This window comes from Ilumatobacteraceae bacterium, assembly GCA_033344875.1.
Classification (GTDB): domain Bacteria; phylum Actinomycetota; class Acidimicrobiia; order Acidimicrobiales; family Ilumatobacteraceae; genus Ilumatobacter.
The window spans coordinates 607271-627165 of record JAWPMO010000001.1 but is presented as its reverse complement, the minus strand read 5'-3'; the positions used below and the strand labels follow the sequence as shown (position 1 = coordinate 627165).

Below are 19895 nucleotides of genomic sequence, written 5' to 3'. Positions count from 1 at the left end.
CGTCAGTGCTCGCCGAACCGGCCGAACGGTGCCGACGCCACATGTCCGTTGCGGACGATGACGTCCTCGCCGGTGAGGAGCTCGGCCTGGGTTCGCTCGTTGCCGGGCACCAGCCTGCCGGCCGCGTTGACGACCCGCCACCACGGCAGATCGAGATCGGTGGTCGCCAGGATCCGGCCGACCAGACGTGATTGCCGGGGATACCCGGCCGTCTCGGCGACGTCGCCGTAGGTGGTGACCTCGCCGGGTTGCAGCGCCATGAGCACGTCGACGATCCGCCGTGTGCGTTCGTCGCCCGGCGCCATGATCAGACCTTGTGGACGCCGCCGGCCTGCAGCCGCCCGAACTTCGGGAGCGGCACGAAGGTGACCGGTTGATCGACCTCGATCGTGCGGGTGCCGTCGGCGATCTCGATCACGTGGAACAGGTAGGCCTGCCCGTCGGCGGCCGTGACGGTGCCGAGCCCCCGTTCATCGGAGAACTCGGTGACCGTGCCGCTCAGCACGGGCGTCTCGCAGTCGAGGCGAAGCGGAGACCGGTCCCGACCATCATCCCGGTCCCGACCATCATCAATGAATGATCTTGCTGATCGGGATCTCGAGCAGGTCGGTCGCGCCGGCTTCGGTCAGTTCCGGGATCAGATAGTTGATGCCGGTCTTCTCGACCACGGTCTCGATCGCGTAGTCGCCGTTGGCGAGTTGGTTGACCGTCGGCGATTTCTCCGCCGGCAGGGCCGCGAGCACCGCGTCGCGCCGGTCGGCGACCACATTGAGTTTGAGCAGGACCTTGCCACGGGCCTCGAGGGCGCCGTTGAGCAACGTCATGAGCTGATCCATCGCCTTGCGCTTCTCGGGATTCGCGAACGACTCCTTGTTGACGACCACCTCGGTGTAGCTGGTCAGGATCGTGTCGATCACGCGCAGACCCGCCGCCCGCAACGCCCGCCCGGTCTCGGTGATGTCGACGACGCAGTCGGCGATGTCGGGGATCTTCGCCTCGCTGGCGCCGTAGGAGAGCCGGATGTCGGCGTTCACGCCGCGCTCGGCGAAGAACCGCTTGGTCATCTCGGGATACTCGGAGGTGACGCGCACCCCGTCGGGAAGGTCGGCGACCGATTGGACATCGGAGTCACCGGCGACCGCGACGACGACCTTGACCGGCTTGGACGTGGCCTTGGAGTACTTGAGCTCGCCGAGGCTCTCGACCTGGGCGCCGGTCTCCTCGACCCAGTCGCGGCCCGTGATGCCGAGGTCGAACAGACCTTCCTCGACATAGCCGGCGATCTCCTGCGGGCGGAGGATGCGCACCTCGTCGACCCGGGGGTCGTCGATGGTCGCCTTGTAGTCGACCGCCGACGAGCGAACCACGCTCAGATCGGCAGCTTCGAAGAGTTCGAACGTCGCTCGCTCGAGCGAGCCTTTCGGGAGGACGAGTCGCAGCACCCGGGCGAGGCTAGCGAGGGATCGCCTCGTGGCCTCGGTGAGTTCGTGCTCGGCCGGGCTCAAGCACGAGGAAACCCGGGTCGATACACGTCACAGTGGACCTCTTCCCGAACTCCATGTCGTTCCGCTTCGTCGCGACGATCGACGTCACCTCACCGTCGGCGGTGCCGCCCGGGTTCACCGGACGCGTCCGGGTGTCGGTCGACGGCCGCCTCGACACCGTGATGTGGCTCTCGCGTGGCGAACTCGACGACCCGGAGCCTCGGACACCGGCGTACGTGCGGTTCCGCGCGCACGGCAAACCCAAGCAGGTTCGGCACTACCGGCAGGGTCGGTTGCACGATCCGGCGCTCGGTGCGCCCGCCGTCGAAGGCTTCTTCGCCGACGGTGCCCGGAAGTATCGCGAACACTTCCGATACGGCCGCCGACACGACTGCGGAGACGTCGCCGCCATCACGAAATGGCGCAACGACGGGTCGGTCCGCACGATCCACCACTACTACGAGGGTCTGCGTATCGAGCCGGTCCGGGAGCAACGCCTCTCCGCCTGAGCCGGCCCCCGAACGTCACCGGTCAGTGCGAGGTGGGGTCGCTGTGCAACAGCCGGAGTGCGTGCGGCAGCACGTCGATCACGGCGTCGATCTGCTCGATGGTGCCCTTCGGCGAGCCCGGGGTGTTGCAGATGATCGACCGTCCCCGGACCCCGGCGACGCCTCGCGAGAGCCGTCCGAACGGGCTGACGAGTCGCATGGCCTCGGCCAACCCGGGTGCTTCACGCTCGATGACCGACCGGGTGCCCTCGGGGGTCTGGTCGCGTGGCGCGAACCCGGTGCCGCCGGTCGTCACGATCAACCCGGCGAATCCGTCGGACATCGCCGTCAGACGGGTGGCGACCTCGTCGGCGCCGTCCTGGGTCACCTGATGATCGACGACGTCGAAACCGTTCGCCCTCAGATGATCGGCCAGGCCGCGACCCCCGGTGTCGTCGCGAGCCCCGTGGAACACGCCGTCGCTGACGGTCAGGACCTTGGCGAGCAGCGGCCGCTCGTCCGCCTCGTGCGTGCCGGTGTGGCTCATGTCGCCCGACGGTACCGAATCAGGACCATGCCGTCGGTGTCGGCCTCGTGAGGCAGCACTCGCCAACCGTGTCCGAACGCCTGCCATGCACCCGCCGGGGGCACACGATCGTCGACGACGAAGCCGTCGGGCACCGCATGGTCGATCGACTCCGCCGCGGTCAGCGTGCAGACGCTGTAGACCAGTCGCCCACCCGGAGCGACGAGCGGCGCGGATGCCGCGAGGATCCGTCGTTGGAGAGCGACCAGTTCGGCGACGTCGTCGGGCTGGATCCGCCAGCGGGCGTCGGGGCGGCGGCGGAGCGCGCCGAGACCGCTGCAGGGAGCGTCGATCAGCACGGCGTCGAACGACCCCGGCTCGAACGGCGGGTCGGTGGCGTCGGCGACGACGGTCTCGACGTCGGCCGAGCCGAGCCGAGCCACGTTCTCGGCGATCAGTTGGACGCGTCGCGGTCGGACGTCGGCGGCGACGACCGAGGCCCCGGTCGTCGCCAAGGCCGTGGCCTTGCCCCCCGGTGCCGCACACGTGTCGAGCACACGCTCACCGGCGACCGCCTCGACCGCTGCCGCGACCCACTGCGACGACGCATCCTGCACGTAGCCGTCGGCGCGGACCGTCATCGACCCCGCTTCGTTCATGCGGGCGAGCGACCGCATCGCGGCGTCGTCGCCGAGCTCGTCGACGAGCAACCGGCCGATCCAGTCGGGGTAGCTGAGGCGGGCGAAGTCCGACGGCCAGACCATGTCGGTCGAGGAGGCCTTCCGCAAGACCGCGTTGACGAAGCCGCGCACCCGCTTGGGAGCCAGCGAGACCGTCTCGCTCACCGCGGCATGGGGTGGCACCCCGGCGAACTCCAGCTGGTAGACGCCGAGTCGCAGCAGGGTGCGGGTCGCCGGATCGGGCGGTGTGGTGACGAACCGGTCGATCAGCGCGTCGCAGGCCCGCCGCATCCGCGTGGTCCCGTAGACGAGTTCGGTCACGAAGCGTCGATCTTGATCCGAGAGCTCCGACCGGTCGAGCATCGACCCGAGCACGAGGTTGGCGTACGCGCCGTCGGCGTCGATCCGCTTGAGTGCGTCGTATGCCACACGTCGGGCTGTCATCATTCGAAACCTTCACCTTCGGCCGGGCGAGCACCGTTTCGCCAGGCTGCGGCATCCATCCGTGGTTTGCCGGCTGGCTGCACCACCGTGGGAACGATCTCGCCGTCGGCGAGATCGGCGGCGTGGATCTTGAAGCGCTCGCCCCGGAACGTGGTCCAGGCACCGCCGACCCGGATCAGACGATGGATCTCGTCGGCCGGAGCGGACCAGTCGATGCGGAGCTCGGCTGGGTCGATCTTGGCGGCATAGGTGGGCACACCCACCTGTTCGACCGGTTCACCGAGGCCGGCCGCGAGCGTGTCGATCAGCAGGCGGGTGCCGACGTCGACGAGTTCGTGGCGGAGCTCGTCGGCGGTGGTGGTCGGCCCGATCGGGACTTCGACCTCGGCGTAGATCCCGCCGGTGTCGAGCCCTTCCTCGACCGCCATCACATCGACGCCCGTGATCTCGTCGCCGGCGAGCAGGGCCCGCTCAACGGGTGCCGCACCGCGCCACCGTGGGAGCAACGAGAAGTGCAGGTTGATCATCGGCAACTCGGCGAGCACGTGCGGTTTGATGATGCGGCCGAAGGCCACGACCACGCCCAGTTCGGCGCCGACCGCGAGCACGTCGTCGACCTCGTGCGAGACCGGCAGGCCCAGCCGAACCGCAGCTTCCTTGACCGGGCTCGGCGACGTGCCGCTCCCCCGGCCGCGCCGCTTGTCGACCCGCGTGACGACCAGGGCGACCTCGTGCCCGGCAGCGACCAGCGCCTCGAGCGGCGGCACGGCCATCTCGGGCGTACCGAGGTAGACGAGCCTCACTGCAGACGCAGACGACGGAAGCGCGACTCGGCCGGCTTGGGCGCAGCCGCCTCAGCCTGCAGCCGTCGGTACTCCTTCATCGCTTCCTTGCGTTGATCGGGCTGCATCCGATCGAACATCAGCACACCGTGCAGATGGTCGAGTTCGTGCTGGTACATGCGTGCCTCGAGCTCGTCGGCCTCACGTTCGACGACGTCGCCGTTGATGTCGACCCCGCGCATCAGCACGGTCTTGGGCCGCAGCATCTCGACGTACAACCCGGGGATCGACAGGCATCCCTCGTCGTAGACCCACTCGCCGTCGCTCTCGACGATCTCGGGGTTGAAGATGACCTGGCGTTCGCCGTCGAGGTCCCACACGAAGATCTGCTTCTGCACACCGATCTGCGGGGCGGCCAGCGCGATGCCGAGGTCGCTCTCGTACAGCGTGGTGAACATGTCGTCGACGAGCCGCACGAGCTTGCCGTCGACATCGGTGATTTCAGCGGCCTTCGATTTCAGGACCGGGTCGCCGAAGGTGCGGATCGCGTAGGCCATGGCATGGCAGGCTACCTGCGGTGTCCCATTACTTCGACGAGCAACCTTCGGTCCGATCCGACGTGAGAACGGTCGACGTCGCCCTGCCCGACGTCGCCTTCACGATGGAGACCGACCGCGGCGTGTTCTCCCACGGTCACGTCGACACCGGCACCGCCCTGCTCCTCCGCGAGGCCCCGGCCCCGGCCGCATCGGGTGACCTGCTCGATCTCGGATGCGGCAGCGGGGCGATCGCGATCACGCTCGCCTTGCGCAGCCCGGACGCCACCGTCTGGGCGGTCGACACCAACGAGCGAGCGCTGGCGCTGACCTCCCGCAATGCCGCCGGCGCCGGCGCCGACAACCTCAGGGCGTGCGCACCGCACGACGTACCGGCCGACCTGCGTTTCGGGACGATCTGGTCGAACCCCCCGATCCGGATCGGCAAACCGGCGATGCGCGAGCTGCTCGGCGGCTGGCTCGGACGACTGACCGACGACGGCACCGCCGTGCTCGTCGTCCAGAAGCACCTCGGTGCCGACTCGCTCCACCGGTGGCTCGACGGTCAGGGTTTCCGCACCGAACGGCGGGCGAGCCGCGCCGGGTTCCGGCTGCTCGAGTGCTCCGCCCGAGCGGTCGGGCGAGCGGACGACCCCGACCCCACGTAGGGTCCGGGCCATGATCGACCTCGCACGGGTCCGGGGTGACACACTCGGCGTCGACGACATCGTCCATCTCAACAACTGCGGGTCGTCACTCCCGCCGAGGTCGGTGGTCGACGCCCAGGTCGACTACCTCAGGGAGGAGCAGCGCATGGGCGGCTACGAGGTGGCCGCCGCCCGCTCCGACGACCTTCACGACTTCACCCTGCTGACCGCCCGGATGCTCGGGTGCGGCGTCGACGAAGTGGCGTTCCAGGGCAGTGCGATCGAGGGTTGGTGGCGGGCGTTCCTGTCGATCGACCTGCAACCGGGCGACCGTGTCCTCGCCGGCACGAGCGAGTACCAGGGCAACGCGTTCGGCCTGCTCCAAGCGCGCGACCGGGGCGTGCTCGTCGAGACGATCCCGAACGACGAGCGCGGCACGATCGACCTGGCGGCACTCGCGGCGGCGATCGACGATCGCGTCGGACTCGTCTGTCTGACGCAGGTGTCGATGAGCAACGGAGCCGTGCACCCGGCCGCCGACGTCGGTCGTCTGTGCCGCGATGCGGGGGTGCCGTTCCTGCTCGACGCCTGCCAGGTCGCCGGGCAGCGCCCGCTCGACGTCGACCGACTCGGTTGTGACTTCCTGGTGTACACCGGTCGGAAGTTCATGCGGGGTCCGCGGGGCACCGGCGTGCTGTATGCCCGCCGTTCGACGGTCGATCGGCTCGGCCCGTCACCGTTCGTGGACGGCCGCTCCGGCATCTGGACCGGCGACGACACCTGGGAGCACACCCCGGGAGCCGCTCGGTTCGAGCTGGGCGAGCGATCGTTCGCCGCCCAGGTGGGACTCGCCGAGGCCACGCGGTATGCGCTCGACGTCGGCCTCGACACGATCGCCGAACGGGTCGGGATGCTGGCCGAACGACTTCGCGGTCAGCTCGCGGGGCTCGACCGGGTGCGGGTCCGCGACGAAGGCGATGACCGCTGCGGCATCGTCACCTTCACCCTCGAGGGCCTGACCGCTGTGGACATCCGGTCGTCGCTCGGCGCGGCCGGCATCAACATCGGCGCGCCCGGAGCGGTGAATGCCAGGTGGGACCTCGGCCGTCGGAACATCGACGCCGTCGCTCGGGTCGGCGTCCACTACTTCAACTCCGAGGCCGAACTCGATCGACTGATCGAAGTCGTCTCGGATCTCACGCTCTGAGGCGAACAGAGCTCCGCGACCGCTGCCAGCGGCCGAACTGTCGAGACTTCCTCAAGCATTGATACGTACCACCGCGTACCGTGGTGCTTTGGCGCCCACTCGCGCTCAGCGAGGACAATTCGTGAGGAATTCGCTGTCATTACATTGAAATGCCCGATGACCGCGGTGAGAATCGGCGGCCGGAACCGGCGGAGGACCGCCCATGGCTCGGAAAGCTGGAATCGTGCATCGACGTCTCGCCATTCACCAGATCGTGTGTGCGTTCGTGGCCGCCTTCGTCGGCCTGTTCGCTGCGTTGACGTTCAGCGGGTCGGCCGTAGCACATCATCCCGAGATCTCGGTCTCGACCGACCGAGTGTGCGGCGACGAGTCGCCCTGGACGGCAACCGTCACGGCCCGGTCAGATCGGGACTGGGACAAGGACTGGCAGAGCCGACACCATGTCGAGGGCGCGACGTCCGAGTGGAGTGCGTCGGCCGACGATCAGGTCCCGTACGTGGCCCAACTCGGCCCGTTCGACGCATCGGTCGATGCGGTGACCGTGGTCGTGGAGTCACAGTGGTTCATCAAGGAGACGGGCACCCCGTCGGCATCAGGCTCCCGAGACGCAACCGCCACCCGTCCGGCCGCCACCGATTGCCGAACCGAGCCGATCGAGCCGACGGTGTCGTACGACTGCCCCAACAACACCATCGTCATCATCGGCGCCGACGACACCGCCAGCATCGACTACACCATCACCACCACCGACCCCGCCGACGGCGAAGGCGACACCTGGGCCATCACCATCACCGCCGAACCGAGACCCGGGTTCGAGTTCCCGGCCTACACGACAGACGAGTGGACGTATTCGGGCACCGTCGACTGCGATGACACCGTCGAGCCGATCGAGCCGACGGTGTCGTACGACTGCCCCAACAACACCATCGTCATCATCGGCGCCGACGACACCGCCAGCATCGACTACACCATCACCACCACCGACCCCGCCGACGGCGAAGGCGACACCTGGGCCATCACCATCACCGCCACCCCCCAACCCGGCTACGAATTCCCCACCGACACCACCACCCACTGGGACTTCACCGGCACCGTCGACTGCCTCGACACCACGACACCCACCACACCCGTCGCCTCCTACGACTGCCCCAACAACACCATCGTCATCATCGGCGCCGACGACACCGCCAGCATCGACTACACCATCACCACCACCGACCCCGCCGACGGCGAAGGCGACACCTGGGCCATCACCATCACCGCCACCCCCCAACCCGGCTACGAATTCCCCACCGACACCACCACCCACTGGGACTTCACCGGCACCGTCGACTGCCTCGACACCACGACACCCACCACACCCGTCGCCTCCTACGACTGCCCCAACAACACCATCGTCATCATCGGCGCCGACGACACCGCCAGCATCGACTACACCATCACCACCACCGACCCCGCCGACGGCGAAGGCGACACATGGGCCATCACCATCACCGCCACCCCCCGACCCGGCTACGAATTCCCCACCGACACCACCACCCACTGGGACTTCACCGGCACCGTCGACTGCCTCGACACCACGACACCCACCACACCCGTCGCCTCCTACGACTGCCCCAACAACACCATCGTCATCATCGGCGCCGACGACACCGCCAGCATCGACTACACCATCACCACCACCGACCCCGCCGACGGCGAAGGCGACACCTGGGCCATCACCATCACCGCCGAACCGAGACCCGGGTTCGAGTTCCCGGCCTACACGACAGACGAGTGGACGTATTCGGGCACCGTCGACTGCCTCGTCGAGACCGCCCCAGCCGCACCTGCACTCGTCTGCGAGAACGACGACCTCGTGGTCGACACACCGGTCAGCGATGCGTACACGTTCGCCGTCGACGGTGACCTCGGTGCCGCGGAAGGCGAGTCGTACTCGATCACGGTCGTGGCCACGCCGAACGCCGGCTACGAGTTCGAGTCGGGCACCACGACGATGTGGACGTTCACCGGCACCGTCGACTGCATCGACGAGGAGCAGGTCCCGCCCGGATCGACCACGACCACCACCACCACGACCACGACCACGAACCCGGGACCTCAGACCACCACGCCGGTTACCCGATTGCCGCGCACCGGGTCGTCGTCAACTTCGATCCTGCTCGCGTACGCGTCGGTCCTCGTCCTGGTCGGCGGTGTGCTGCAACTCGTACGCCGAACCGGCCGCTCCGCCGACGCCGGTCGCTGACTGGCTGACCGGCTGACCGGCTGACCGGCCATTGTCAGCGGCTCGGGTCGACCGCGATCCGCAGACGGGCGCCGGCGGGCCGGGTACCCGCCGCGATCGTTCGACCGAGCACCATCCAGTCATCGGCACGGGCGACGTACTCACCGTCGCCGCCGACGATCTCCACGCCGACGGTCGGTGGCATCGACGCCACGAACTCGTCGCTCCCGGCACCGCTGATCTCCGCCAGCGCGCCGAACGGAGGGAGCCCGAGCATGCGGCGACGCTCACGTTCACCGTCGACGATCCGGCCCGGATCGGCGTGCAGTGCCGCTCGGATGACCTCGTTGTCGGCCTGAAAGGTCTGGATCAGGATGCGTCCGCCCCGTGATCTGGGGCCGACCAGGCGGGCGGCCCGAACCAGCAACGCCATCGCCTGCTCCGCGGCGCGGTACCGGGGGGCGAGCACTTCCCGGTCGAAGTCGAGGAACGCCACGGTGTCGGCATGATCGACCCGATGCAGGGCCGCCTCCGTCCCGACGTACACCCCGGCAGGCGCCGGACGTTCGGTGTCGGCTCCGGTGACCAGCACCGCCGGACGGTTCGCCGCGGCCTCGAGCTCTTCGCGCAGACGGGTGACACCCGGGCGGAGGTTCGCGAACCGCCCCGCACCGCACACGAGACAGACGGGTGGACGCACGGTGCCGCAGCGCAGACATGCGAGATCGCCGTCGTCGTCGAGGATGACGGCGGCATCACACCGCTCGCAGCGAGTGAGTTCACGGCACTGTCGGCAGGCCAACAGGCGAGCACGACCCGTGGTGTTGCTGATGCACACCACGGTCCGCTCCGGGTCGCGCAGGTGACGGATGAGGTCGGACGTCACGAGCGAACGTTTCCACGGCTCGTCATCGGTCCGGTCGATCACGTCCACGATCGGCCAACCCGCACGCTCACGGTCGATCGGCGGCTTGGTCAGCGGCCCCCATTCGAGCGCGGTCAGCGTCGGGGCCGGCGACACGAGCAGGACCGCCGCGTCGACACGACGGGCCCGTTCGATCAGCACGTCACGCGCGTGCCACGTCGGCGAGCCTTCCTCTTGGAGCGTCTCGTCGTGCTCGTCGAGCACGACGACGCAGCGGAGGCCGGGGCAGGGTGCCCAGGCGGCCGCACGGGCACCGATCACCACGTCGACCCCACCCGCCGCCGCGGGCCACTCCTTCGGCATCACTGCGACGACGAGCCCCGAGCGGCGCAGGCGGGCGCCGAGCAGCATCGCCTGGTCCACCGCGGCGACGATCACCAAGGTCGGCCCGATCGCCGCCGCGCTCAGCACCGCCGGCATCGGATCGCTGGCCGGAGGGAGCCGGAGTACTCCCCCGCCCGATTCGAGGATCGCGGTCGATGCCGGCGACCGCGGTTCGACCACCGTGCCGGACCGTCGCTCCGCAGGGATCCGCGGGACCGCCCGTTCCGGGGATGCCGCGATCAGGAACCGGCGCCGCCGTGCCGCCCACCGCACCGACGCCCACTCGGACAGCTCGACCACGTCCTCGGACGGGCCATGACCGGTGATCTTGGCGATCTCCTTGAGTTCGTCGACCGCCAGCGCATCGGGAGGGTCGAGCGCGACCACCCATCCGCCGATGCGACGCCCATGGAGTTCGACGCGAACCAGCGAGCCCACGTGGACATCGCCGACGAGCGCGGCCGGGACGAGGTAGTCGAACTGTTTGTCGAGTCCGGTGACGTTGGGGAGCACCCTGGCGACGGTCACCGTGCCTCGTCGCAGCTCAGAGGCCGACGGCAGCCTTGAAGTCGTCGAGGCGGTTGGTGTCTTCCCAGGTGAAGCCCGAGCGACCGAAGTGTCCGTACGCGGCCGAACGCTGGTAGCCCGGCTTCTTCAGGTCGAGATCCCGGACGATCGCACCGGGGCGGAGGTCGAAGACCTCGCGGACCGCTGCTTCGATCGTGGCGTCGTCGACGTGGTTGGTACCGAACGTGGTCACGTGGATGCTGAGCGGCTGGGCCATGCCGATCGCGTACGCGACCTGCAGTTCACACCGGTCGGCGGCACCGCTCGCGACGACGTGCTTCGCGACCCATCGGGTGGCGTACGCGGCGGAGCGGTCGACCTTCGACGGATCCTTGCCCGAGAAGGCGCCGCCACCGTGGCGGCCCATGCCGCCGTAGGTGTCGACGATGATCTTGCGACCCGTCAGGCCACAATCGCCGTGGGGGCCGCCGAGCACGAACGTGCCGGTCGGGTTGACGAACACGTCGTAGTCGTCGTCGGCGTACTGCTCGGGGATCGTGGGTCGGATCACCTGCTCGATGAGGTCGGGACGGATGACGCTGTCGCGATCGATGCCGTCCTGGTGCTGGGTGGAGATCAGCACGCTCCTGATGCCGATCGGGCGGCCGTCCTCGTACTCGTAGGTGACCTGGGTCTTGCCGTCGGGACGCAGGTACGGGAGCTGACCCGACTTGCGGACCTCGGCCAGCCGTTCGGCCAGACGGTGAGCCGTCCAGATCGGCAGCGGCATGAGGTCGGGTGTCTCGTTGCAGGCGTACCCGAACATCATGCCCTGGTCGCCGGCGCCCTGGGCGTTGATGACGTCTTCGCCGGCCTGCCCGGCGCGCAGCTCTTCGGACGAGTCGACGCCCTGCGCGATGTCGGGGCTCTGCTCGTCGATCGAGACGATCACGCCACAGGTGTTCCCGTCGAAGCCGTAGAGGGCGTTGTCGTAGCCGATGCCGTTGATCGTCTCGCGAGCGATCCGAGGGATCTCGACGTAGGCGGTCGTGCTGATCTCGCCGGCGATCACGCACAGCCCGGTCGTGACCATGGTCTCGCAGGCGACGCGACCGTCGGGATCCTCGGTCAGAATGGCGTCGAGTACCGCATCACTGATCTGATCTGCCATCTTGTCCGGGTGACCTTCGGTCACACTCTCGGAACTGAATGTCCAACGAGCCACGGCTCCTCCTCGGTTCTGCTGTCGATGCTGGGTTGATGTGTCGGTGGGCGACAGCGACGCCGACACGGAGATGGGTTGGCAGCGTGGCAGATTCAGCCGGCTGCATCACGGATCGACACGATTCGGTCGATCACCGACGCCGCAATCGTACGTTTGTCGGCCAGTGGAACCACGTGCGGCTCGGCACCGGGCGCCAGGATCGTGACGGCGTTCGTGTCGTGCCGAAAGCCCGTGGACGGGGCCCCGACATCGTTGGCGACGATGAGGTCGAGATGTTTGGCGGCCAGTTTGCGCTCGGCGTTGGCGACCAGGTCGTCGGTCTCGGCGGCGAAGCCGACCAGCACCTGGCCGGCGGGCTTGGCGGCGCCGAGCCCCGCCAGGATGTCGGGTGTCGGTTCGAGGACGATCTCGGGCACGCCGTCGTGCTTCTTGAGCTTGTTGGGTGCTGCGACCTTGGGTCGGAAGTCGGCGACCGCGGCGGCCATGATCACCACATCGCTCGTGGGGGCGAGGCGCTGCATCGCCGCTTCCATGTCGGCTGCGGTGTCGACCGGAACGATCTCGGCACCGTGCGGCACCGGCAGATCGACCGTCGACACGATCGTCACGTTGGCGCCGCGCAGGGCCGCCTCGGCCGCGATCGCGTACCCCTGCTTGCCGGAACTGCGATTGGCGATGACGCGCACGGCGTCGATCGGTTCGCGAGTGCCGCCTGCGCTGACCACCAGGTCGACCCCGGCCAGGTCGCGCGGGGTGAAGAGCTGCTCGACCGCCGAGACGATCGACTCGGGCGACGCCAGACGACCCGCACCGACGTCGCCGCCCGCCAGGCGACCGGCCTCGGGATCGACGATGTGCACGCCGCGCTCGCGCAGGGTCGCGATGTTGTCGACGACGGCGGGGTGCTCCCACATCTCGGTGTGCATCGCCGGGCAGATCATCACCGGCGCACGGGTGGCCAGCAGGACATTGGTGAGCAGATCGGTCGACAGCCCCATCCGCAGCGCGGCGATCAGGCGCGCGGTCGCCGGTGCGACCAGGATCAGATCGGCACCCTGGCCCAACTTCGTGTGCGGGATCGGCGTCTCGGGGTCGTCCCACAACCGTGTCTTGACGGGCTCACTGGCGAGTGCCGACAGCGTCGTCGGCCCGAGGAACCGCTCGGCCCCCTCGGTCATCACCGGGACCACGTGAGCGCCGGCGTCGACCAGACGGCGGCTGACCTCGACGGCCTTGTACGCCGCGATCCCCCCGGTGACACCGAGGACGATTCGCTTGCCGGCGAGCACGACTCAGCCCGCTGTCGCGATGCGGGCGGTCGATGGAGCCGTGAGCCGGAGCCCGGACATGTCAGGCGTCGGTGTCGAGGTCGCCCTCGGGGAGGTCGAGCTCGGGCTCGACCGGCTCGGGGGCGTCGGTCTGGACGATCTTGTCGACCGAGATCTCTTCGAACGCGATGCTGAGCGGCTTACGGGCCGTGGAGGACACCTGCGGCGGGATCATGTGGCCGAGGCCGTCACCGAGCTGGTTGAAGTACGAATTGATGTTGCGCGCCCGACGTGCAGCGAGGGTGACCAAGCTGAACTTGGAGTCGACGCGGTCGAGCAAACCCTCGATCGCGGGCGTCATCATCGTTTCGTGGCTGTTTGCCATGGACCAGCTCCTCAGTGGGTGCGAATTGCAGCCCGACAAGCTTACCGGGAGATACCCGACCGGCCGCGTTCGCGCTCGATGATGGCCATCATCTCGTCGACGGTCCGGTCGAGTTCGTCGTTGACGACGAGATGGTCGGCCTGTTCGCGCCCGACCGGCTCCTCGATCTCGGCCTTGCGGAGCCGGGCCTGCACCTTGTCGCCCGGGTCGCCGCGGCCGCGGAGGCGGCGCTCCTGTTCTTCGCGCGACGGCGGCAGCACGAAGATCAGGATCGCTTCGGGGTACTGGCGCTTGACCTGCTGGGCACCGTCGAGCTCGATCTCGAGCACGATGTCGTTGTCGCCCTCGAGGTGGTCGGGTCGCGGCGTGCCGTAGTAGTTGCCGAGGAACTCGGTCCACTCGAGGAACCCGCCGTCGGTGATGTGCTTCTCGAACTCCTCGGACGTCACGAAGACGTAGGCGTCCTCGTCCTCGCCCTGACGGCGCTCGCGGGTCGTCCACGACCGGCTCAGCCACAGACCGGGGTCGCGCCGGACGAGGGCATCGACGATCGTGCCCTTGCCCACGCCTCCGGGGCCGGAGACGACGATGATCAGACGTTCACGAGCCAAGCTGGTTCAGCAAGGAAGCGCGTTGCTGTGCGCCGAGACCCTGCACGCGACGGTTGTCGGCGATACCGACGTCGTCCATCACGCGACGCGCCTTGACCTTGCCGACGCCCGGCAGCGATTCGAGCATCGAGACGACCTTGAGTTTGCCGACGTTCGGATCGTCGGAGTCGAGCGCCTCCTGGAGGCTCATCGAACCCATCTTCAGTCGTGCCTTGATGTCGGCCCGGGCCGCGCGAGCCTCGGCCGCCTTCGCGAGGGCAGCCGTCCTTTGCTCAGGTGTCAACTGCGGAGGTGTTGCCATGCCGGTCAAACTACCGCGTTGCAATCCGCCAGACGTGCAATCCCGCGCCGCGTGGCGAACGTCACCATCTCCTCGGCGATCCGGGCGCATGCCCGAGGATCGGCAAAGCTCGCCGTCCCGACCTGCACCGCCTGGGCGCCGGCGACCATCATCTCGACGGCGTCCCAGCCGGTCGCCACGCCCCCGACGCCGACGATGGGCAGTCCGGGATGTGCCCGGCGGACGTCGTGGACGGCTCGGACGGCGACGGGATGGATCGCCCGACCGGACAGACCGCCGCCGCCGTTACCGAGCGACGGCCGCATCGTCTCGGGGTCGAACGTGAGTCCGAGCAGGGTGTTGATCAGCGTGACCGCCTCGGCGCCGGCGTCGTGGCAGGCTCCTGCGACGTCGACGATCCGGTCGGTGTTGGCGCTCAACTTGGCCCACCGCGGGCGCCCGCAGGCGTCGGTGGCGGCGATCACCTCGGCCGAGAGGTCGACGTCGTGGGCGAAGATGCTGCCGCGACCCTCGAGATTCGGGCACGAGAGGTTGACCTCGACCGCGACGACCGCCGACGGCGCTGACGCGAGCATCTCGGCCGCCCGACGGTAGTCGTCGACCGAACGCCCCCAGATGCTGCACACGACCGTCGCACCCGTCGCCGTCAGCGCCGGCAACTCATGGGTCAACCAGTGCTCGATGCCCGGCCCCTGGAGGCCGACCGCGTTGATCATGCCCTGCGGCGTCGGATGCACCCGCGGGGCCAGATTGCCGGCCCACTCGAACGGCGCGATCGACTTGGTCACGACCGCGCCGATCGACGCGAGGTCGAAGTACGGGGCGAACTCGCTGCCGTAGCCCGCCGTGCCCGACGCGGTCATCACCGGGTGCCGGAGTTCGACCGAACCGATCGTGACGCGGGTGTCGACGGTCATCGAGCGTGGTACTCCTGCAGGCTCTTGACGGGGAGCTGCGCCGGCGACTCGCCCATGCCCTGCGCGGCGGCGAGACCGGCGCTGACGGTCGTCACGCAGCTCACCCGGTGCATCGATGCAGCCTTGCGGATGTGCTCGCCGTCGCTCCGGCCGACCGAGCCCCGTGGCGTGTTGACCACGAACACGATCGTGCCGTCGGCGATGAGGTCGACGGCGGTCCGCCCACCGTCGACATCCTGCACCTTGCCGAGCACCTGGTCGACCTCGACGCCGAAGCGAGCGAGATAGTCGGCCGTGCCGGCCGTGGCGACGAGGCTGAGCCCGCGCTCGCGCATCCGCTGGGCGACGACGAGACCCGCCGGTTTGTCCTGGTCGTTGAGCGACAGGAACACCGTGCCCTCGTTCGGCAATCCGTTGCCCGCCGCCAGTTCGGCCTTGAAGAACGCTCGCCCGAACGTGTCGTCGATGCCCATGACCTCGCCGGTCGAACGCATCTCCGGGCCGAGGGCCGGGTCGACCTCGGGGAAGCGGTTGAACGGCAATACCGCCTCCTTGACCGCGACGTGACCGGTGACCGGCTCGCGCAGCACGCCCTCGTGGCGCAGTTCGGCGAGGGTCGCGCCGAGCATCACCCGGGTGGCGACCTTGGCGAGCGAGACACCCTTGGCCTTGGCGACGAACGGCACCGTGCGGCTCGCCCGTGGGTTGGCCTCGATCACGTAGACCGTCGTGCCGGTCACGGCGTACTGCACGTTGATGAGGCCACGCACGTCGAGTCGGTTCGCGATCGACCGGGTGTACGCCTTGATCACCTCGACGACCCAGTCGGGCAGCGTCTGGGGTGGGATCGCGCACGCGGAGTCGCCCGAGTGCACCCCGGCTTCCTCGACGTGTTCCATCACACCACCGATCAGGACCTCGCCGGTGTGGTCTCGGATGGCGTCGACGTCGACCTCGGTCGCGCTGGCCAGGAACCGATCGATCAGCACCGGGCGCTCCGCGGAGAGACCGCCTTCCTTGCCGAGGCTCCCGATTCCGCTGAGTTCGTCCATCGCCCGCGCCAGATGGTTGCGGTCGTGCACGATCTGCATCGCCCGGCCGCCGAGCACGTAGCTCGGGCGCACCAGCACCGGGAACCCGATCTCGTCGGTGATCGACAGTGCCTGTTCGAGGTCGACGGCGGTGCCACCGGGAGGCTGCGGGATCTGCAGCTCGTTGCAGAGCTGGTTCCACTTCTCGCGGTCTTCGGCGTCGTCGATCGACTGGGCGGAGGTGCCGGCGACGAGTTCGACCGGGATCTCACCCGAGAGCTTCAGCGGCGTCTGCCCACCGAGCGAGACGATCACCTTGTACGGCTGCTCGGCGGCGATGACGTTGAGGACGTCCTCCTTCGTGAGCGGCTCGAAGTACAGGCGGTCGCTGGTGTCGTAGTCGGTCGAGACCGTCTCCGGGTTGCAGTTGACCATGATCGTCTCGTAGCCGGCTTCGCGGAGCGCGAAGCTGGCGTGCACGCAGCAGTAGTCGAACTCGATGCCCTGGCCGATCCGGTTCGGACCCGAGCCGAGGATGATCACCTTCTTGCGGTCGCTGGACCGGACTTCGCTCTCGTCCTCGTACGTGGAGTAGTGGTACGGCGTCTCGGCCGCGAACTCGGCCGAGCAGGTGTCGACGGTCTTGTAGGTCGGGATCACACCGGCGGCTTCTCGGGCGACGCGGACATCGTCCTCGTCGTCACCCCAGAGCCAGGCCAGCTGCGCATCGGAGAACCCGAGGCGCTTCGCGCGCCGCCAGGACCGCTGCGTCATCGCGTCCCGGCCCGTCTCGGCGAGCACGGCCTGCTCCTCGGTGATGATCGACATCTGATCGAGGAACCACGGGTCGAAGTGGTTGACCTCGTTGATCGTCTCGATCGAGACACCGCGCCGCAGCAGTTCACCGATGTGGAAGATCCGGTCGGGCGTCGGCGTCGCCGTGCTCGACAGCAGTTCCTCGTCGGTGATGTCGGCGTACTGCTCGCTCGCCGCGTCGCAGTTGAGACCCAGCCGGCCCTGCTCGAGCGAACGGAGACCCTTCTGCAGCGACTCGGGGAACGTGCGCCCGATCGCCATCGCCTCGCCGACGGACTGCATCTGCGTCCCGAGGATCCCCGAGGTGCCCGGCAGCTTCTCGAAGGCCCAGCGCGGGATCTTCGTGACCACGTAGTCGATCGTCGGTTCGAAACTCGCCGGTGTCGCCTTGGTGATGTCGTTCGGGATCTCGTCGAGGGTGTAGCCCACGGCGAGCTTGGCCGCGATCTTGGCGATCGGGAACCCGGTCGCCTTCGACGCCAGGGCCGAACTCCGTGAGACGCGCGGGTTCATCTCGATCACGACCTGGCGGCCGGTCGCCGGGTCGACCGCGAACTGCACGTTCGAGCCGCCGGTCTCGACGCCGACGCGACGGATGCACGCGAGCGCTGCGTCGCGCATCTGCTGGTACTCGACGTCGGTGAGCGTCTGGATCGGCGCCACCGTGATCGAGTCGCCGGTGTGCACGCCCATCGGATCGACGTTCTCGATGCCGCAGATGATCACGCAGTTGTCGGCGTGGTCGCGCATGACCTCGAGCTCGTACTCCTTCCAACCGACGATCGACTCCTCGACGAGGATCTCGCCGATCGGGCTGGCGTCGAGGCCGTTCTTCGCCATCCGCTCGAACTCGGCGGCGTCGTGGGCGATGCCGGTGCCACGGCCACCGAGGATGTAGGCGGGGCGGATCATGATCGGGAGACCGATCTGCTCGACCGCCACGCGCGCCTCGTCCATGCTGCGGGCGATCATCGAACGGGGCGACTCGAGACCGATCTCGGTCATCGCCTGCTTGAACCGCTCGCGGTCTTCGGCCGTGGCGATCGCCTCGGCGTTGGCGCCGATCATCTCCGGCTTGCCGGGGACGCCGATCAGTCCTCGCTCGTACAACTCCATCGCCGTGTTGAGCCCGGTCTGACCACCGAGCGTCGGCAGCACCGCGTCGGGCCGCTCGCGTTCGATGATCGATGCGACCACCTCCCAGGTGATCGGCTCGACGTACGTGGCGTCGGCGAAGTCGGGATCGGTCATGATCGTCGCCGGGTTCGAGTTGACCAGGATCACCCGGTACCCCTCCTCGCGGAGCACTCGACACGCCTGCGTGCCCGAGTAGTCGAACTCGCAGGCCTGCCCGATCACGATCGGGCCGGAGCCGATGATCAGGATCGAGTGGAGATCGTCGCGGCGCGGCATCAGGCGCTCACCTTCCCGGTGGTCATGAGTTCGTCGAACTGGGTGAACAGATAGCGGCTGTCGTGCGGCCCGGGTGCGGCCTCCGGATGGTGCTGCACACTGAAGCACCGCTCCCCGACGACCTCGAGCCCCTCGCAGACACCGTCGTTGAGGTTGACGTGCGTCATCCGCACCTGCTTGCCGAGGCCGGAGAACGAATCGGCGTCGACGGCGAAGTTGTGGTTCTGGCTGGTGATCTCGATCGTGTCGTTCACCAGGTTCTTGACCGGATGATTGGCACCGTGATGACCGAACGGGAGTTTGACCGTGCCGGCGCCGAGCGCCCGGCCGAGCAATTGGTGCCCCAGACAGATCCCGAACACCGGCACATTGCCGATGAGCTGTGAGATCTCGTCGACGGCGTACTGCACGACCGCCGGGTCGCCGGGGCCGTTGGAGAGGAACACGCCGTCGGGCGACATCGCCAGGACGTCGGCGGCGCTGGTGGATGCGGCGACGACCTCGACCCGCCCGAGCTGCGAGAGGTGCCGGACGATGTTGGTCTTGATCCCGAAGTCGTACGCCACGATCACGCGATCGGGGGCGCCGGCGGCGGCGTCGAACGTGTACGCCTCCGCGGTGGTGACCTGCGCGACCAGGTCGACGCCGTCGGTGCCCGGCTCGCCGGCCGCGGCGGCCAGGAGATCGGCCTCGCTCGCGTCACCGAAAGCACCGGGCATCGCTCCGGTGTCGCGGATGATGCGCGTCAGACGGCGCGTGTCGATGCCGGCGATGCCGGGGATCCCGTGCCGGTGGAGCAGCGAGTCGAGGTGTCCCTCGGCACGATGGTTGCTGTGACGGCGCGCCATGTCGCGCACGATCACGCCGCGACAGAACGCGCCGCGGGACTCCTCGTCGACGGCGTTCACCCCGTAGTTGCCGATGTGCGGATACGTGAACGTGATCATCTGCCCGGCATAGCTGGGGTCGGTGATGATCTCCTGGTAACCGGACAGCGCCGTGTTGAACACGACTTCGCCGGTGGCGACGCCACCGTTGGTCGGCGCACCGATCAAATCACCTTCGAAGACGCTGCCGTCGGCCAGGACCAGCTGGCCCTCCTGGATCGTCATGTTGCTGCTCCTGTCGGGGGGTTGGATGGGGCGTGTGCT

General features: G+C 68.5%; 20 protein-coding genes. 4 read left to right on the top strand and 16 right to left on the bottom strand.

Annotated elements, in window-relative coordinates:
- Window positions 1–2 precede the first annotated feature (2 nt).
- The 3 genes from R8G01_02980 to hisG form a co-directional block, all read right to left on the bottom strand.
- Window positions 3–305: an MGMT family protein gene (locus R8G01_02980; GenBank protein ID MDW3212935.1), complete on the bottom strand. Its 303-nt coding sequence runs from the start codon at window positions 303–305 to the stop codon at window positions 3–5.
- Window positions 306–307: 2 nt separating this feature from the next.
- Window positions 308–505, bottom strand: a complete 198-nt coding sequence (locus R8G01_02975) for a hypothetical protein (GenBank protein MDW3212934.1) — start codon at window positions 503–505, stop codon at window positions 308–310.
- Window positions 506–569: 64 nt separating this feature from the next.
- The gene (gene hisG, locus R8G01_02970) at window positions 570–1442 is read right to left on the bottom strand and encodes an ATP phosphoribosyltransferase (GenBank protein ID MDW3212933.1); all 873 of its coding nucleotides are present in this window, start codon (window positions 1440–1442) and stop codon (window positions 570–572) included.
- Window positions 1443–1537: 95 nt separating this feature from the next.
- Here hisG and R8G01_02965 point away from each other — a divergent pair, with 95 nt between their 5' ends.
- Window positions 1538–1993, top strand: coding sequence for a hypothetical protein (locus tag R8G01_02965; GenBank protein MDW3212932.1), 456 nt, complete (start codon window positions 1538–1540; stop codon window positions 1991–1993).
- Between the two features lie 22 nt (window positions 1994–2015).
- Here the strand turns inward: R8G01_02965 and R8G01_02960 are convergent, their stop codons facing one another.
- Genes R8G01_02960 through def form a run of 4 tightly spaced genes read right to left on the bottom strand, consistent with a single transcriptional unit; the run spans window position 2016 to window position 4961 of the window.
- A complete protein-coding gene (locus tag R8G01_02960) occupies window positions 2016–2519 on the bottom strand; it encodes a MogA/MoaB family molybdenum cofactor biosynthesis protein (GenBank protein MDW3212931.1) in 504 nt (167 codons plus the stop codon).
- Window positions 2516–3622 carry a transcription antitermination factor NusB gene (locus R8G01_02955; protein MDW3212930.1) on the bottom strand — a complete coding sequence of 369 codons (1107 nt, stop codon included), beginning with the start codon at window positions 3620–3622 and terminating at the stop codon, window positions 2516–2518. The genes R8G01_02960 and R8G01_02955 overlap by 4 nt, the downstream gene beginning before the upstream one ends.
- A complete protein-coding gene (locus tag R8G01_02950; protein ID MDW3212929.1) occupies window positions 3622–4425 on the bottom strand; it encodes a methionyl-tRNA formyltransferase in 804 nt (267 codons plus the stop codon). The genes R8G01_02955 and R8G01_02950 overlap by 1 nt, the downstream gene beginning before the upstream one ends.
- Complete coding sequence (gene def / locus R8G01_02945; protein MDW3212928.1) at window positions 4422–4961, bottom strand: peptide deformylase; 540 nt, start codon at window positions 4959–4961, stop codon at window positions 4422–4424. The genes R8G01_02950 and def overlap by 4 nt, the downstream gene beginning before the upstream one ends.
- Window positions 4962–4981: 20 nt before the next feature.
- Here def and R8G01_02940 point away from each other — a divergent pair, with 20 nt between their 5' ends.
- From R8G01_02940 to R8G01_02930, 3 genes are all read left to right on the top strand, one after another.
- Complete coding sequence (locus R8G01_02940) at window positions 4982–5608, top strand: methyltransferase (GenBank protein ID MDW3212927.1); 627 nt, start codon at window positions 4982–4984, stop codon at window positions 5606–5608.
- 10 nt (window positions 5609–5618) lie between these two features.
- The gene (locus tag R8G01_02935) at window positions 5619–6794 is read left to right on the top strand and encodes an aminotransferase class V-fold PLP-dependent enzyme (GenBank protein MDW3212926.1); all 1176 of its coding nucleotides are present in this window, start codon (window positions 5619–5621) and stop codon (window positions 6792–6794) included.
- Between the two features lie 223 nt (window positions 6795–7017).
- Window positions 7018–9042, top strand: a complete 2025-nt coding sequence (locus tag R8G01_02930; protein MDW3212925.1) for a hypothetical protein — start codon at window positions 7018–7020, stop codon at window positions 9040–9042.
- A gap of 34 nt (window positions 9043–9076) precedes the next feature.
- Here R8G01_02930 and R8G01_02925 read toward each other — a convergent pair whose 3' ends face one another.
- From R8G01_02925 to carA, 9 genes are all read right to left on the bottom strand, one after another.
- Window positions 9077–10798: a hypothetical protein gene (locus tag R8G01_02925; GenBank protein ID MDW3212924.1), complete on the bottom strand. Its 1722-nt coding sequence runs from the start codon at window positions 10796–10798 to the stop codon at window positions 9077–9079.
- A 16-nt stretch (window positions 10799–10814) separates the two neighbouring features.
- Window positions 10815–12002, bottom strand: coding sequence for a methionine adenosyltransferase (gene metK / locus R8G01_02920; protein ID MDW3212923.1), 1188 nt, complete (start codon window positions 12000–12002; stop codon window positions 10815–10817).
- 92 nt (window positions 12003–12094) lie between these two features.
- Window positions 12095–13291 carry a bifunctional phosphopantothenoylcysteine decarboxylase/phosphopantothenate--cysteine ligase CoaBC gene (gene coaBC / locus R8G01_02915; GenBank protein MDW3212922.1) on the bottom strand — a complete coding sequence of 399 codons (1197 nt, stop codon included), beginning with the start codon at window positions 13289–13291 and terminating at the stop codon, window positions 12095–12097.
- Window positions 13292–13352: 61 nt separating this feature from the next.
- Window positions 13353–13655 carry a DNA-directed RNA polymerase subunit omega gene (gene rpoZ, locus R8G01_02910; GenBank protein MDW3212921.1) on the bottom strand — a complete coding sequence of 101 codons (303 nt, stop codon included), beginning with the start codon at window positions 13653–13655 and terminating at the stop codon, window positions 13353–13355.
- A gap of 41 nt (window positions 13656–13696) precedes the next feature.
- Window positions 13697–14266 carry a guanylate kinase gene (gmk, locus tag R8G01_02905; GenBank protein ID MDW3212920.1) on the bottom strand — a complete coding sequence of 190 codons (570 nt, stop codon included), beginning with the start codon at window positions 14264–14266 and terminating at the stop codon, window positions 13697–13699.
- Window positions 14256–14567 carry an integration host factor, actinobacterial type gene (gene mihF, locus R8G01_02900; protein ID MDW3212919.1) on the bottom strand — a complete coding sequence of 104 codons (312 nt, stop codon included), beginning with the start codon at window positions 14565–14567 and terminating at the stop codon, window positions 14256–14258. Before mihF ends, gmk begins: the two co-directional genes overlap by 11 nt.
- 5 nt (window positions 14568–14572) lie before the next feature.
- Window positions 14573–15484 carry a dihydroorotate dehydrogenase gene (locus R8G01_02895; protein MDW3212918.1) on the bottom strand — a complete coding sequence of 304 codons (912 nt, stop codon included), beginning with the start codon at window positions 15482–15484 and terminating at the stop codon, window positions 14573–14575.
- Window positions 15481–18744, bottom strand: coding sequence for a carbamoyl-phosphate synthase large subunit (gene carB / locus R8G01_02890; GenBank protein MDW3212917.1), 3264 nt, complete (start codon window positions 18742–18744; stop codon window positions 15481–15483). The genes R8G01_02895 and carB overlap by 4 nt, the downstream gene beginning before the upstream one ends.
- Window positions 18744–19856: a glutamine-hydrolyzing carbamoyl-phosphate synthase small subunit gene (carA, locus tag R8G01_02885; GenBank protein ID MDW3212916.1), complete on the bottom strand. Its 1113-nt coding sequence runs from the start codon at window positions 19854–19856 to the stop codon at window positions 18744–18746. Before carA ends, carB begins: the two co-directional genes overlap by 1 nt.
- Between the last annotated feature and the right edge of the window lie 39 nt (window positions 19857–19895).

Coding starts and splice junctions, on each gene's coding strand:
- R8G01_02980 (MDW3212935.1), bottom strand. CDS start 305: ATGGCGCCGGGCGACGAACGCACACGGCGGATCGTCGACGTGCTCATG.
- R8G01_02935 (MDW3212926.1), top strand. CDS start 5,619: ATGATCGACCTCGCACGGGTCCGGGGTGACACACTCGGCGTCGACGAC.
- R8G01_02955 (MDW3212930.1), bottom strand. CDS start 3,622: ATGACAGCCCGACGTGTGGCATACGACGCACTCAAGCGGATCGACGCC.
- mihF (MDW3212919.1), bottom strand. CDS start 14,567: ATGGCAACACCTCCGCAGTTGACACCTGAGCAAAGGACGGCTGCCCTC.
- carA (MDW3212916.1), bottom strand. CDS start 19,856: ATGACGATCCAGGAGGGCCAGCTGGTCCTGGCCGACGGCAGCGTCTTC.
- R8G01_02960 (MDW3212931.1), bottom strand. CDS start 2,519: ATGAGCCACACCGGCACGCACGAGGCGGACGAGCGGCCGCTGCTCGCC.
- def (MDW3212928.1), bottom strand. CDS start 4,961: ATGGCCTACGCGATCCGCACCTTCGGCGACCCGGTCCTGAAATCGAAG.
- rpoZ (MDW3212921.1), bottom strand. CDS start 13,655: ATGGCAAACAGCCACGAAACGATGATGACGCCCGCGATCGAGGGTTTG.
- R8G01_02895 (MDW3212918.1), bottom strand. CDS start 15,484: ATGACCGTCGACACCCGCGTCACGATCGGTTCGGTCGAACTCCGGCAC.
- carB (MDW3212917.1), bottom strand. CDS start 18,744: ATGCCGCGCCGCGACGATCTCCACTCGATCCTGATCATCGGCTCCGGC.